This window comes from Photobacterium sp. WH77, assembly GCF_022014395.1.
GTDB classification, from domain to species: domain Bacteria; phylum Pseudomonadota; class Gammaproteobacteria; order Enterobacterales; family Vibrionaceae; genus Photobacterium; species Photobacterium arenosum.
Genome location: NZ_JAKLTE010000004.1, coordinates 184659 through 197291, shown reverse-complemented (window position 1 = coordinate 197291; position 12633 = coordinate 184659). Strand labels below are relative to the sequence as shown.

Sequence of the window (12633 nt, the reverse complement as noted above, 5' to 3'; positions counted from 1 at the left end):
CAAGACTAACGTATCGGGGGCGCATAATGCAAACCTCCCTGTGTCCAGAGACTGTTTTGTGCCCGTTGTATATGAAGCGGAGACTGGATGCCGACTGTGCGATCAAAGCTTTCGCCGTAATTACCCACTTGTTTGATAATTTGGTAAGCCCAGTCAGGCTTAAGACCCAGGCTTTTCCCCTGTGGGCCGTCTAAGCCAAGAAACCGGCGTATTTCAGGAATGTTGCTGCTTTTCATCTCATCAATATTTTGCGAGCTGATCCCCAGCTCCTCGGCATTGATCATGGCATTCAGTGTCCATTTCACTATGTTGTACCATTGGTCGTCTCCCTGACGAACCACAGGTCCCAGCGGTTCTTTGGAAATGATATCCGGTAAAATAATCGCGTCTTCGGCATTTTTCAGATTCAGCCTTAAGCCGTAAAGGCCGGACTGATCCGCGGTCAGCACATCGCAGCGGCCTTCTTCAAAGCCCATGATGGTTTCCTGCGCAGTATCGAAGGGAACCAGAGTGTACATCAGATTATTGAGTTTGAAATAGTCCTCAAGGTTCAGCTCGGTGGTGGTACCAGACTGAACGCAAATGGTGGCGCCGGACAAATCTGCCGCTCTGTTGGCATTGAGGGATTTTTTCACCATAAAGCCCTGGCCATCGAAATACAGGATACCGGCAAAATGCAGTTCAAGCGCCGTGTCGCGCTGCAAGGTCCAGGTGGTATTGCGTGACAGTATGTCTATTTCGCCTTTCTGCAGTGCCGCAAAGCGCTCTCGGGCATTGAGAGGGATAAATTTGACTTTGCTTTTATCACCCAGCGCTGCGGCGGCGACAGCCTGGCAGAACTCTACATCCAGGCCATACCATTCGCCTTTCTGATTGGGTATGGAGAATCCGGGCAACCCGGTACTGACCCCGCATTCGAGATAACCTTTTTCTGTTATACGTTGTAAGGTCGGGGAAAAGCTGATTTTTTTGCTCAGCCGGCCCCTGAGTGTATTGACTTCTTTTTCAAGCTCTTCAACACGTTGCGAATCCTGACTCAGGAGGCTTTGTACCGGCTGTTCTTCCAGCTGCTGTTCGAGCATCTCGACTTTGTTTTCCAGCGCTTTGACTAACGCTTTGTCTTGTGCGTTATCGCGATCGCACCCTGAGATCATCAGCAGGCATAGGGCTCCCAGCAGACAAGCCTGAATCGTGTCCGTCATAACGTGTCCTTCTGCTTCATCGGCCTGTCGGTGAGAACCGACAGGTAATGCTAATTAATAGAAATATCAATCTTCAGTATAGGAACCGTTCACGGATGTGCGAGTATCAATATTTATAAAGGGATCAGTGGTTTGACAGGCGACATATTAATGACCTCCCGTTTAGCAAACAGATCAGTCAGTATCCGGGTTTCCATATCGGTGGGCGGGCGGCTGACGGTCAGCCTCAGAAGAGGGTCTTTTGAGCTTGCCTGTCGGGTCAGTGCGTCCAGATCCACAACCGAAAGCAGCGCATGAAATTTGTGCACATAGTCGCGGGTTTCCTTCGGTAACGAGAGCGCCGTGAACCGGCGGCTGTTGGCTTTTTTTATGGCCCGGCCGACCCTGCCTTCACCGGCATTGTAGGCGGCCAGTGTCAGCGCAAGGTCCTGATCGAACTTGTTATACAGAAATGACAGATAAGCGACGGCGGCCTGAGTGCTCTTTTTAACATCAAAGCGTTCGTCGTTATCTGCCTGGACCTGTAATCCGAACCGCTCGGCGGTGGCCGGTATCAGCTGCCACAGGCCGGCTGCATTGGCTGACGAGATCGCATCCACCCTGAACGTGGATTCAATCATGGGCAGTAACGCCAGGTTGGCCGGGAGCTGTTTACTACGCAGTACCTGCTCAATATTTAGCAGTGTTTCTTTATTGCGCAGCAGGTGTCGCTGAATCAGCTGGCGGTGGGGCAGTAACTTGTCGACCTGAGCCTGTAACGCATCGGCACTGAGAGAAAAAGACGAAGAAGCCGGGTTGGCTAATGCGAAACCCGGCAGGATGATCAGTGTGAACCAACAACAGAAACCGGCCCAAAAGCAGGAGCCGGTTTTGCGGGCAATCGTCATATCAGCTCTGCATCAACGCCGTGCCATAGGCAGGTTCGCCTTTAATCTGCATCAGCAACTCACCGTAAGAGGCGGACAGATTGCCGTTTACCTGATTGGCTTTCTGGCAGGACTGGATGTGATTCTCCAGTTGCTGCCAGCTCTGGCGAACCTGAGTATTCAGGGGGGACGGCAGTTTTTTCATCAGTATTGTCATACCTTGCTTATCGGCAGACAGCCCGAGCTGTTGTAATAACTGCTTGCGCTGCGAGGCGCTGTGCTGAAGCTGAGCAAGCAAATGTTCCTGCTTTTTTACCAGTTCGGATAATGTCGTGCCGTTAAACTGCAGATAACTGGCTTGCTGCCTTAACAGCAGTTGTCCGAGTTGCTGGTAAGCCTGAAGGTCGTGGCGGATCCCTTGAATCAGTGCTTTCACTATCTGCTGCTTGCTCATGTCTGGCCTCATTCGTGTCCGGTGTGGAATTCCAGAATCGCGCTGGACAGGGTATCAATGTCGAGTTTGAGATCGCCTTTTGCCAGTGCTTGCTTTACCGCATGCACTTTTTCCATATCGATGTCTGGTAAGTCGGCCAGTTTTTCCTGCGCCTGTGAAATGATCTGGTTGCTGACGCTGATCACTGGCTCCAGGCCTTTTGCCTTACCTGCGGTTTCCACTTGTGCCGGGCTGGACGGACGCTGTGTTGACGACGCCACTTGAGAATTAATTACTTTGTCAATTTTCATGAATTTATCCTGCTCGCTTTTTCTACCGCTTGAATTTAAGTATCTGCTAAAGAGGAAAAGCGACCGCTTCCGGGCGGAAATTAAAAAATAGTTTCAACTTTTCCACGCTCAACCACTAAAGCCTGAATGACCTTTCCTGAACTGATATTGCGGACAGAAACTTGTTCACCTTTAACACCACTTTGTAAAGCTTCTCCTTTCATGCTGGCCTCCAGGCCATTTTTGCTGGCCACTATAACGACAGCGTCACCTTCCTCGACCAGCCACAGTGGCTGGAGCTGCAGTGGGTTGATGATCTGGCCGCTGCGGATTCGTCTCAGGGTTCGCTGGCCAATGAGCTGCTCGGGACGGGTCGCAAACGCTTCATTGCGGCTCAGAGTCAGGGTCTGAGGTTTGAGCATGGTTGCCGACAGCTTGGTATCCCGCCTGATGTGTGTGGTTGAGACGATAACCGGTAACCGGATACTGACCTGCGCCGTAATGTTCAGTTTCCATGGCTGAGGGCCGGACTGGCATTCGAGCTGACGGCGCAAATAGCCCACCGGCAGGCTCTGCTGATCGGCGGCGCTGATGTACAGCGCAGTGTCACAGGCCGGCAGGTGATCCACGGAAGCCGGCACACTAATACTGATCTCAGTGTGATAGTCCGGCCATTGTTGCCTTGACGCATAGCTGGCGATTTCCTGCTCTATCTGAGCCTGAGTCCAGGCCACCAGTTCAGACTCATCCTGTTTGTTGCCGCTGTCAGCCAGGACAGCAGAAGGGATCATTAATGCCGTTGCCCACAGCGCGAGAATGTAGCCGGATTTCCTGTTTCCTGATTTCCGCTTATGTGTGAAAGGGCGGAAGTTCCGCTTCCCTTCCTCTTTGTAACCTATTGAAAAATAATGCATAAAATATTGGCATGCTTCTTGTTAGTAGTCATGGTGCAAGCGTGACCGATTTAAAGGAAAAACAATGGCGATCAGTTTTGAAAATGCGCTGGGTGTCCATCCTGATGCGCTTAATTTCAGGGTACAGCGCAGCAAAGTATTGGCAAGCAACTTAGCAAATGTCGATACCCCTGGATATCTCGCCAGAGACCTGGCGTTTGAAAGCGTGATGAAAAACACAAGCTCACGAGTGGACACCCCCCCACCGCAATTGGATGTGAGCGCGAAATACCGGGTGCCGTACCAGAACAGCAAAACCGGTAACACCGTTGAGCTGGGCGTGGAACAAGCCAAGTTTGCCCAGAACAACATGGATTTTCAAACCAGTCTGACCTTTATGAACATGAAGTTCAGCGGACTGGCCAAAGCAATTGAGGGTCGTTAAACACTATGGCTTTTACGGACATCTACTCAATCGCTGGTTCTGCAATGACGGCGCAAACCGTCCGTCTGAATACGGTAGCCAGTAACCTGGCTAATGCCGATGCAGTAGCCAGCAATCCTAATGATGCTTACAAAGCGCTGAAACCTGTGTTTGCCACTGTGTACAGCCAGACACAATTAACTGCCGACAAAGATGTGTACCCGAATGCGGAAGTGCGCATTGTCGATGTGGTTCAGCATGAGAGCAAAGTGGACAAGCGTTTCGAACCGAATAACCCGCTGGCGAATGATGAAGGCTATGTCTTCTATCCGGGTATCGACGTTGTGGCGGAAATGGCAGACATGATGTCCGCCACCCGTAGTTACGAGACCAATGTCGAAGTGCTGGCCAATGTGAAAAGTATGCAGCAGGGCCTGCTGCGTCTGGGGGAGGGTAGCCGATGAGCTTAGCACAATACACCGCCTTGTCCGGGGATAGCCCGGCAACCACAAGCGGCAATAACGGTGTTCAGGCAAACCGTACCAGTGATAACAGCGCCGATGCCCTGCAGAACGAGTTCCTGACCCTGATGGTGGCTCAGATCCAGAATCAGGATCCGCTCAACCCGCTCGACGGCACAGAATACGTCGGTCAGCTGGCGCAGTTCTCTCAGGTTCAGAGCACCGAGAATATGTCCAAGATGATGCAGAACAGCATGGTCTTGATGGACAACATGCAGGTACTGGCAACGGCGGGTTTAGTCGGTCAGACCGTGTATGTCAGCACCAATGAAATGACACTGGGTGAAGGCACGCAGAGCGGCAAGATTGAACTGGCGCACGCGTCTAATCAGGTCAATCTGCTGCTGGAAGATGACTATGGCCGTGTGACCAAAGTACCGCTGGGAGCGCACGGTGCCGGGGATGTGGATTTCACCATCGACCCGGAAGCGCTGGAACTGCCGGAAGGTAACTACACAGTGTCAGTGGAAGTCCAGTCCGGCCAGACAGAGCCCAAGGTGCTGCTGGCTGGTCAGGTTGAACAAGTACGTGTTCCAAGTAACGGGGGCTCAGCCCTGGTCAATGTTGCCGGTGTCGGCAGCATTCCTTTCTACCAGATTAGCCAGTTCGGCAGCTGATTTTCATACAAGATAACGAGGATATTATGAGTTTTGATATCGCGCTGAGTGGCCTGGGAGCCACCAATACACAGCTCAATACCATCAGTAACAACATTGCAAACGTGTCGACCACGGGTTTTAAAGAGTCACGTACTGAGTTCTCTTCTGTTTACAACGGTATTCAGGCCGGTGGTGTGGAAGTGGCTGCTATCTCTCAGAACTTTGATAAAAATGGCACGGTCAGCGGAACAGGTCGTTCACTGGATCTGGCTATCGGTGGTAACGGCTTTTTCGTCACCAAAGATACCAGTGGTCAGGTTGTTTATACCCGCTCTGGCGTGTTCAACACAGATAAAGACAACAACATTATCAGTAACACTGGCATGAAGCTGCAAGGTTATACCGTTGACGGTAATAACAATCTGCAATCGGGCGCTGTGGGTGATCTGCAAATTAAAACGGCGTCGCTGGCTGCCAAAGCCACTGATCGTGTGGATTTCGTTGCTAACTTCGATTCTCGCGTGAACACGCCTGCGGTTGCGCCGTTCAATATGGGCGACCACGATACGTATAACTCTTCTTACACCACCAAGGTGTACGACTCGCTGGGTAATCCGCACACCATGACCCAGTATTTCGTGAAAACCGGTGCTAACGCCTGGGACATTCATGTTTCTGTTGACGGTGCTGCACCGGGTGCGCCTCAGGCGGCGACATTTAATACTGACGGTACGCTGGCCACACCGGCGGCACCTTTCAATATTGCCTTTAACCCTGCCGGTGCTGACCCAATGAGTGTGGACATCGACCTGCTGGGTACTACACAGTTCGGCGCCGATTTCGGCACCAGTACCAACAACCCGAACGGTTATTCATCCGGTGAACTGACAGGCGTGCGCGTTGAAGATAACGGCATGGTATACGCCACTTACACCAATGGTCAGTCGTTGCTGCAGGGTCAGGTCATGCTGGCCGATTTTGCTAACCCGCAAGCTCTGGTCAAAGTCAGCAACACTGGCTGGCAGCAAAGCTTTGGATCGGGTGCACCGATTACCGGTCAGCCTGGCAGCGGTATTCTGGGCAGCCTGTCGCCGGGGGCACTGGAAGGCTCTAACGTGGATCTGACCAGCGAACTGGTCAACCTGATGACAGCACAGCGTAACTATCAGGCGAACGCCAAAACCATCTCGACCACAGAGCAGCTGACCCAAGCGCTGTTCAACGCAATTTAAGGGTGAGTTGATGGATAGCTTGTTATACACAGCAACCAGTGGAGCAAGTCGGGTACTGAGCGCACAGCAGGTGCGCTCGAACAACCTGTCGAATGCCGATACCACAGGTTTTCGTGCCGACATGGAAAGAGCAAAGAGTTATGCCATTCAGGGACGCGGTTTTGACGGCAGCACTATGGTGGTGACGAACTCGGCCTCGACCCGTTTTGATGCTGGTGACATGGTGAAAACCGGTCGCAAGCTGGATATCGCCATTAATGGTGATGGTTTTCTGACAGTACAAAGCCCGGATGGCGGCGAGTCTTACACCCGTGCCGGTAACCTGAAAATTGATCAGCAGGGCAACCTGACAGTCAACGGTTTCCCTGTAATGGCAGAAGGCGAACCTATCGTTATTCCGCCTAACCAGAGCATTGAAATCAGTGAAACCGGCATGGTGACTGTCATTCCGCCGGGTGGTGGTGCGGAACTGGAAGTCGGCCAGCTAAAACTGGTTAACCCGAATATTGCCGATGTTCAGAAAATGAATGATGGCTTGCTTCAAGCCCGTGACGGTAATGATTTCGCTGCGGATGCCACAGTGCGTCTGGCACCTGAACACCTGGAAGGCAGTAACGTTTCCGCGATTGAAGAACTGGTCAGCGTCATGTCGCTGACGCGTAATTTCGAAATGCAGGTGCGGATGATGAAAACCGCAGAAAAACTCGCTCAGGCTGGTAACCGTCTGCTGCGTAACGGCTAATAAAAAGGAGAGATCACATGCATTCTGCATTATGGGTCAGCAAAACGGGTATGGCGGCGCAAGACACCAAGATGACCGCCATCTCGAACAACCTGGCAAACGTTAACACAGTAGGTTTTAAACGCGACCGCGTTGTTTTTGAAGACCTCTTCTACACCATTCAGCGTCAGCCGGGTGCGCCGGTCGATCAGGTTAATGAACTGCCGACAGGTGTGCAGTTGGGTAGCGGTGTGCGTGTTGTCGGCACACAGAAAGTCTTTACCCAGGGTAACACGCAAAACACCAGCCAGGACTTGGATATGGCCATCATGGGTGGTGGCTTCTTCCAGATTGAAAACTCTGACGGTGAAGTCATGTACAGCCGCAACGGCCAGTTTCATGTCAACTCGGAAGGGCTGATTGTCAATACTCAGGGTCTGCCGCTGATTCCTCAAATTGAGATCCCGAATGCGGCCACCCGAATCAGTATCGGTGTAGACGGCACAGTCGCGGCGCAGGTTGCCGGTGATCCGCAGCCGCAGGAACTGGGTCAGATCACTCTGGCGCAATTCGCAAACCCGGCCGGTCTGGAAGCGCTGGGCGGCAACCTGTATCGCGAGACAGAAGCCAGCGGCCAGCCGGATGAACTGGTACCGGGTCTGGACGGGGCGGGCAGCATCAAACAAGGTGCGCTGGAAGGCTCTAACGTGCAGGTGGTGGAAGAGATGGTCGATATGATCACCACGCAACGTGCGTACGAAATGAACGCCAAAGTCGTCTCAGCTGCGGATGACATGCTGAAGTTTGTCGCGCAGTCAGTTTAATGCTTACACCGAAAGGAAATCCTATGAAGTGGCTGATTCCATTTCTCATGGTGTTATTGACAGGGTGCACCATGCGCCCTGAATTCTCCACACCAGAACCCGATGATGAAGCCTTCGCGCCACCGGTACTGGATTACTCTTTGCCGGAAGCGTCTGACGGCAGTCTTTATCGCAACAACTACATGATGACCTTGTTTCAGGATCGCCGTGCTTACCGGGTAGGTGACATTCTCACCATAGTGCTGGACGAAGAAACCCAGTCGAGCAAAAAAGCCAATACCCAGTTTTCCAAAGACTCAGAAGTTGGCATCAGTGCGCCGGTATTTGGCAATTACACCGCAGACAACTTATCGGCCAGTGTGGATGCCAGCCGCGGCTTTGATGGTTCATCGCAAAGCTCGCAGGGCAACAAACTGAAAGGGGCGATTACAGTGACGGTGAACGCCGTGCTACCTAACGGCGTGCTGCGTATCCGCGGGGAAAAATGGCTGCGTCTCAATCAGGGCGATGAATTTATCCGCCTGTCAGGGATTGTGCGGGTCGATGACATTAACCGCTTGAATCAGGTGTCTTCGCAACGTATCGGTGATGCGCGTATCACCTATTCTGGCCGCGGAGCACTGGCTGACAGTAACTCAGCCGGCTGGCTGACTCAATTCTTTACTAGTCCATGGATGCCGTTCTGATGAAATCGTTCAAAACCCTATTGCTGTTTATGGCAGTGGCGCTTTGGGGAGCTCACTCTGTCTCTGCCAACGCCTCCATTGCTATGCCTATTATGGATTTAGTGGATGTGCAAGGCATCCGTGGTAACCAGCTGGTGGGCTATGGTCTGGTCGTTGGTCTTGATGGTACGGGTGACCGTAACCAGGTGAAATTTACCAGCCAGTCTGTCACCAATATGCTGCGCCAGTTTGGTGTGCAGATCAGCGAGGGCACCGATCCTAAGCTGAAAAACGTGGCGTCGGTCAGTGTGACTGCGTTTATCGATCCAATGGCAGGGAAAGGCCAGACAGTGAATATTGTGGTGTCATCCCTGGGTGATGCCAAAAGCTTGCGCGGCGGGACATTGCTGCTGACCCCTTTGCGGGGCGTGGACGGCGAAGTCTACGCGGTGGCACAGGGCAACGTGATTGTCGGCGGCGCCAGTGCTGAAGGTCTGAGTGGCTCGAAAGTGACCATTAACACCCCAACAACGGGGCGTATTCCGAACGGCGCCACACTGGAGCGAGAAATCCCGACTGATTTCAATCAAAAGCCCAATATCACGCTCAACCTGCGTACCCCGAGCTTCACCACCGCGAAAAACATTGCCCGCGCCGTCAATAACACCTTTGGTTCGGGTGTGGCTACGGCTATCAATAAGGCCAAAGTGGAAGTGCTGGCCCCTATGGATACCCAGCAGCGCGTGACCTTTATGTCGATGCTGGAAGAGCTGGTTGTCCAAGAAGGCCGTCGTCCGGCCAGAGTCGTGTTCAACTCCCGTACCGGTACTGTGGTGGTCGGCAAAAACGTGACAGTCAGCGCCGCAGCCGTCAGTCATGGCAGCCTGACAGTCACCATTCGTGAAATGCAGTCTGTCAGCCAGCCAAACGCCTTTGCCGACGGTGAAACCAAGGTGGTGAATAACTCGCTGGTCGATATCAGCCAGGACGAAGCACCTATGTATATCTGGCCGGAAGGTACTGAACTGAGCACGATTGTCGATGCGGTGAACAGCCTGGGGGCAACGCCGGATGATCTGATGTCAATTCTGCAGGCCCTGCATGAAGCGGGTGCGCTGAATGCTGAGCTGGTGGTTATTTAAGGAGTGGCAATGAAAATTGATGGTCAGGCTAACGCCATGCTGTATCACGATAACAGTGCAGTGAATAACCTGAAGTTTCAGGCTGATAAAAAACAGGCCCTGCATGAAGTGGCCGGTCAGTTTGAAGCCATGTTTCTGCAGATGGTGCTGCGTCAGATGCGCAGCAGCAGTGATGTACTGGCAGCGGAAGACAACCCGTTTTCGAGTAAAGAACAAGGCGTTTTTCGCGACTTCTATGACGGCCAATTGGCGATGGACATGGCGAAGCGACAAAGTGCCGGCATTGCCGACATGCTGGTTAAGCAACTTAGCCCGCATGACAGCAGCGATTCGGCGCTCAGCCGTGAAAATCTGGCGGCCAACAGCCCGTCGCTGGCACCGGAGGCGGGCAAATTTAACACCACCAGTGAGCAGGTCGCCCTTGATAAAGAACAGCTTCCTGCTACTCAACGAGTGACAGCCATTAACAATATGGCGTTTCAGCAGCCGCTAATTTCCAGGATTGATGCGAAAATGGAGCACGGATCTTAATGAGCATAATCAACATTGCATTAACCGGTTTGAATGCAAACCGTGCTGGCCTTGATGTTACCGCGCAAAATGTCGCTAACGTGAATACGCCGGGTTACAGCCGTCAGCAGGCGCAGTTTGCTGCGCTCGGTCCCAGTTCTGCACTGGGCACCAGTGCAGGTAACGGGGTGGAAGTCACCAGTATTCGCCGTATATCCGATGAATTTGTAGTGAGACAAACCTGGGCGACCCAAAGCCAGGCGTCCTATTCTTCACGTTATCTCAGCAATATGTCTCAGCTTGAGAACGTGATGGGGGCAGACAGCTTTAACATCGCCAAAGGTCTGGACAACTTGTACGCCGCCTTGAATGATGCGTCGGTGAAACCCGAGTCAACGCCGCTGCGTCAGCAAATCATCAGTGAAGCAGATGCCCTGACGCGCCGTTTCAATACGCTGTCTGAGTCTTATTACTCCCAGCATAAAGATCTGAGTGAACAGCGCACGGCGGCGGTCGAACTGAGTAACAGCCTGCTGGTGAATATTGCCGATGTGAACAAGCGTATTGTTGAAATGAGCTCGACCAACGGCAACCCGTCTCAACTGCTCGATGAACGTGACGCACTGATTGGACAGCTGACTGAAATGATGTCCATCAAAACCAATAAGCAGCCGGATGGCAGTCTGCAGGTCACTCTGGCATCCGGTCAGCCGCTGGTGCTGGGTGATCAGGCCTCTCAGATCAAAGCCATTCCCGATCCGTCTGATCCCTATCTGGCCGACATGGAAATCGATTTTGCCGGTCAGCGTTTTCCAATTAACGGTAATATTGGCGGCGAGCTTGGCGCGATAGCTGATTATCAGGTAGAGACCCTGCTGCCTTTCCGTCAGACGCTGGATGAAATGGCCGTGGCGTTTGCTGATGCCTTTAACAACACCCTGGCCACCGGGCAGGATCTGAACGGCAATGCCGGCCAGCCATTGTTTACCTATGACCCGGCCAGCCCGTCTTCGAGCCTGAAGATTACCGCCCTGAAACCGGAAGAGCTGGCACTGTCTTCAGACGGTACTCCGGGTAACAGTGACGTGCTGACCGATTTAGTCGCTCTGAGCAACCAGACCTTTGCAATTACCGGTTACGGCAATATCGCTATCAGCGATACCTTTACTGCCATGGTAGGGGATACGGCGATCAAAGCACGCCAGGTCACCTCAGACGCAAAAGCGGCGGAAAACCTGAATGCACAAGCGATCTCAGTCAAAGAAAACCTGAGTTCAGTGAACAGCGATGAAGAAGCTGCCAATCTGATGATATTTGCCAATGCGTATCAGGCAAACATGAAGGTGATCAGTACGGCGAATAACCTGTTCGATACTGTACTGGCTCTGTTTTAAGGAATAATTATGCGTATCAGTGACACTCAATTCAGCCAGATGATGCTGAGCAGCCTGAGCAAAAACAATGTGGGTTTGGGCGAAGTGATGCAACAGATGTCGACCGGTGACCGTCTGACTAAATTGTCGGACGATCCGATTGATTCCATCAAGCTACTGAACCTCGGACGCGAAGGCAGCGCACTGACTCAGTATCAGGCCAATATCGCCAACGTGAAAACCACGCTGTCAAGTCAGGAAGCCTATTTAGACACGGCAAGCGATAGTTTAAAGAGTTTACGTGATCTTGTGCTATGGGGTTCAAACGGCACCATGACAGATGAAGATCGTCAGGGCATTATCACGGAGATGGAAAGCCTGAAAGAGGGCTTACAGGCGGTGTTCAATGCGCAGGACGAAGAAGGTATCTATCTGTTTTCCGGCACCCAGACCGACACACAGGCTCTGACGGATACCGGCGCAGGTTACACCCTGAACGGCAATGCTGATAAGCGTCTGGTGACCGTTGCCAAAGGGGTCACGATGGAATCTAACGTGACGGCGCTGGAGTTGCTGGATTTAGGTGGCGGTGCCACTGTCTTTCAGAAAATTGATGATCTGATTGCGGAATTTCAGGCTCCGACGGCCAATTTCAGAACAGAAGTGGATGACACCCTGGCGGCTATAGATACCACTTTTGGCAACGTGTTAGGCGCCATGACCGACATGGGCGGCCGCCACAATAACCTGGATCTGATGTCAGACGGACACGCCGATAACAAACTGTTCGTTGATAAAGTGGAAGGCGACCTGAAAAACCTGGATTACGCGGAAGCGTCTGTACGTTTGAGCAATTATCTCTCGGCACTTCAGGCATCACAGGCCAGCTTTACCAAGATTAACGATCTGTCATTGTTTGATCGCTTATAAGGAAGAGA

The 12633-nt window shown here is 52.4% G+C and carries 16 protein-coding genes; 11 read left to right on the top strand and 5 right to left on the bottom strand.

The annotated features are described in order from the left end of the window. Positions 1 to 5: 5 nt before the first annotated feature. From L6J37_RS06015 to flgA, 5 genes are all read right to left on the bottom strand, one after another. Positions 6 to 1202: an amino acid ABC transporter substrate-binding protein gene (locus tag L6J37_RS06015; RefSeq protein WP_237794490.1), complete on the bottom strand. Its 1197-nt coding sequence runs from the start codon at positions 1200 to 1202 to the stop codon at positions 6 to 8. Between the two features lie 113 nt (positions 1203 to 1315). Beyond that, entirely contained in the window at positions 1316 to 2089 is a 774-nt protein-coding gene (locus L6J37_RS06010; RefSeq protein ID WP_192016517.1) for a lytic transglycosylase domain-containing protein, read from the bottom strand. Between the two features lies 1 nt (position 2090). Beyond that, positions 2091 to 2522, bottom strand: coding sequence for a flagellar export chaperone FlgN (gene flgN, locus L6J37_RS06005; RefSeq protein ID WP_237794489.1), 432 nt, complete (start codon positions 2520 to 2522; stop codon positions 2091 to 2093). Positions 2523 to 2530: 8 nt separating this feature from the next. Then, positions 2531 to 2812: a flagellar biosynthesis anti-sigma factor FlgM gene (gene flgM, locus L6J37_RS06000; RefSeq protein WP_218384798.1), complete on the bottom strand. Its 282-nt coding sequence runs from the start codon at positions 2810 to 2812 to the stop codon at positions 2531 to 2533. A gap of 80 nt (positions 2813 to 2892) precedes the next feature. Further along, positions 2893 to 3705, bottom strand: a complete 813-nt coding sequence (gene flgA, locus L6J37_RS05995) for a flagellar basal body P-ring formation chaperone FlgA (RefSeq protein ID WP_237794488.1) — start codon at positions 3703 to 3705, stop codon at positions 2893 to 2895. Between the two features lie 64 nt (positions 3706 to 3769). Between flgA and flgB the strand changes: the two genes are divergently transcribed. The 11 genes from flgB to flgL are packed head-to-tail and all read left to right on the top strand — an operon-like array spanning position 3770 to position 12625. Continuing rightward, the gene (flgB, locus tag L6J37_RS05990; protein WP_027252394.1) at positions 3770 to 4129 is read left to right on the top strand and encodes a flagellar basal body rod protein FlgB; all 360 of its coding nucleotides are present in this window, start codon (positions 3770 to 3772) and stop codon (positions 4127 to 4129) included. Between the two features lie 5 nt (positions 4130 to 4134). Beyond that, a complete protein-coding gene (gene flgC, locus L6J37_RS05985) occupies positions 4135 to 4572 on the top strand; it encodes a flagellar basal body rod protein FlgC (RefSeq protein ID WP_192016521.1) in 438 nt (145 codons plus the stop codon). Continuing rightward, the gene (flgD, locus tag L6J37_RS05980; protein WP_192016522.1) at positions 4569 to 5246 is read left to right on the top strand and encodes a flagellar hook assembly protein FlgD; all 678 of its coding nucleotides are present in this window, start codon (positions 4569 to 4571) and stop codon (positions 5244 to 5246) included. Before flgC ends, flgD begins: the two co-directional genes overlap by 4 nt. A gap of 26 nt (positions 5247 to 5272) precedes the next feature. Beyond that, the gene (flgE, locus tag L6J37_RS05975; protein ID WP_192016523.1) at positions 5273 to 6460 is read left to right on the top strand and encodes a flagellar hook protein FlgE; all 1188 of its coding nucleotides are present in this window, start codon (positions 5273 to 5275) and stop codon (positions 6458 to 6460) included. A gap of 10 nt (positions 6461 to 6470) precedes the next feature. After that, positions 6471 to 7202 carry a flagellar basal-body rod protein FlgF gene (flgF, locus tag L6J37_RS05970; protein WP_192016524.1) on the top strand — a complete coding sequence of 244 codons (732 nt, stop codon included), beginning with the start codon at positions 6471 to 6473 and terminating at the stop codon, positions 7200 to 7202. Positions 7203 to 7219: 17 nt separating this feature from the next. Then, a complete protein-coding gene (gene flgG, locus L6J37_RS05965) occupies positions 7220 to 8005 on the top strand; it encodes a flagellar basal-body rod protein FlgG (protein WP_218384790.1) in 786 nt (261 codons plus the stop codon). A 23-nt stretch (positions 8006 to 8028) separates the two neighbouring features. Continuing rightward, complete coding sequence (gene flgH, locus L6J37_RS05960; protein ID WP_192016526.1) at positions 8029 to 8691, top strand: flagellar basal body L-ring protein FlgH; 663 nt, start codon at positions 8029 to 8031, stop codon at positions 8689 to 8691. Positions 8692 to 8720: 29 nt separating this feature from the next. Then, positions 8721 to 9812: a flagellar basal body P-ring protein FlgI gene (locus tag L6J37_RS05955; RefSeq protein WP_225445250.1), complete on the top strand. Its 1092-nt coding sequence runs from the start codon at positions 8721 to 8723 to the stop codon at positions 9810 to 9812. 9 nt (positions 9813 to 9821) lie between these two features. Continuing rightward, a complete protein-coding gene (locus L6J37_RS05950; protein WP_237794486.1) occupies positions 9822 to 10343 on the top strand; it encodes a rod-binding protein in 522 nt (173 codons plus the stop codon). Continuing rightward, positions 10343 to 11716 (top strand): flagellar hook-associated protein FlgK, encoded by a 1374-nt coding sequence (gene flgK, locus L6J37_RS05945; RefSeq protein WP_192016529.1) that lies wholly within the window; start codon positions 10343 to 10345, stop codon positions 11714 to 11716. The genes L6J37_RS05950 and flgK overlap by 1 nt, the downstream gene beginning before the upstream one ends. Positions 11717 to 11725: 9 nt before the next feature. After that, on the top strand, positions 11726 to 12625 hold the full coding sequence (gene flgL, locus L6J37_RS05940; protein ID WP_237794485.1) for a flagellar hook-associated protein FlgL: 900 nt from the start codon (positions 11726 to 11728) through the stop codon (positions 12623 to 12625). Positions 12626 to 12633: the final 8 nt, after the last annotated feature.

What these genes read in the sequence shown, in the direction of transcription:
- flgM (WP_218384798.1), bottom strand. Translation starts at nt 2,812, where the DNA reads ATGAAAATTGACAAAGTAATTAATTCTCAAGTGGCGTCGTCAACACAG.
- flgE (WP_192016523.1), top strand. Translation starts at nt 5,273, where the DNA reads ATGAGTTTTGATATCGCGCTGAGTGGCCTGGGAGCCACCAATACACAG.
- L6J37_RS05950 (WP_237794486.1), top strand. Translation starts at nt 9,822, where the DNA reads ATGAAAATTGATGGTCAGGCTAACGCCATGCTGTATCACGATAACAGT.
- L6J37_RS06015 (WP_237794490.1), bottom strand. Translation starts at nt 1,202, where the DNA reads ATGACGGACACGATTCAGGCTTGTCTGCTGGGAGCCCTATGCCTGCTG.
- flgL (WP_237794485.1), top strand. Translation starts at nt 11,726, where the DNA reads ATGCGTATCAGTGACACTCAATTCAGCCAGATGATGCTGAGCAGCCTG.
- flgH (WP_192016526.1), top strand. Translation starts at nt 8,029, where the DNA reads ATGAAGTGGCTGATTCCATTTCTCATGGTGTTATTGACAGGGTGCACC.
- flgB (WP_027252394.1), top strand. Translation starts at nt 3,770, where the DNA reads ATGGCGATCAGTTTTGAAAATGCGCTGGGTGTCCATCCTGATGCGCTT.
- L6J37_RS06010 (WP_192016517.1), bottom strand. Translation starts at nt 2,089, where the DNA reads ATGACGATTGCCCGCAAAACCGGCTCCTGCTTTTGGGCCGGTTTCTGT.
- flgG (WP_218384790.1), top strand. Translation starts at nt 7,220, where the DNA reads ATGCATTCTGCATTATGGGTCAGCAAAACGGGTATGGCGGCGCAAGAC.
- L6J37_RS05955 (WP_225445250.1), top strand. Translation starts at nt 8,721, where the DNA reads ATGGCAGTGGCGCTTTGGGGAGCTCACTCTGTCTCTGCCAACGCCTCC.
- flgC (WP_192016521.1), top strand. Translation starts at nt 4,135, where the DNA reads ATGGCTTTTACGGACATCTACTCAATCGCTGGTTCTGCAATGACGGCG.
- flgK (WP_192016529.1), top strand. Translation starts at nt 10,343, where the DNA reads ATGAGCATAATCAACATTGCATTAACCGGTTTGAATGCAAACCGTGCT.
- flgN (WP_237794489.1), bottom strand. Translation starts at nt 2,522, where the DNA reads ATGAGCAAGCAGCAGATAGTGAAAGCACTGATTCAAGGGATCCGCCAC.
- flgF (WP_192016524.1), top strand. Translation starts at nt 6,471, where the DNA reads ATGGATAGCTTGTTATACACAGCAACCAGTGGAGCAAGTCGGGTACTG.
- flgD (WP_192016522.1), top strand. Translation starts at nt 4,569, where the DNA reads ATGAGCTTAGCACAATACACCGCCTTGTCCGGGGATAGCCCGGCAACC.
- flgA (WP_237794488.1), bottom strand. Translation starts at nt 3,705, where the DNA reads ATGCATTATTTTTCAATAGGTTACAAAGAGGAAGGGAAGCGGAACTTC.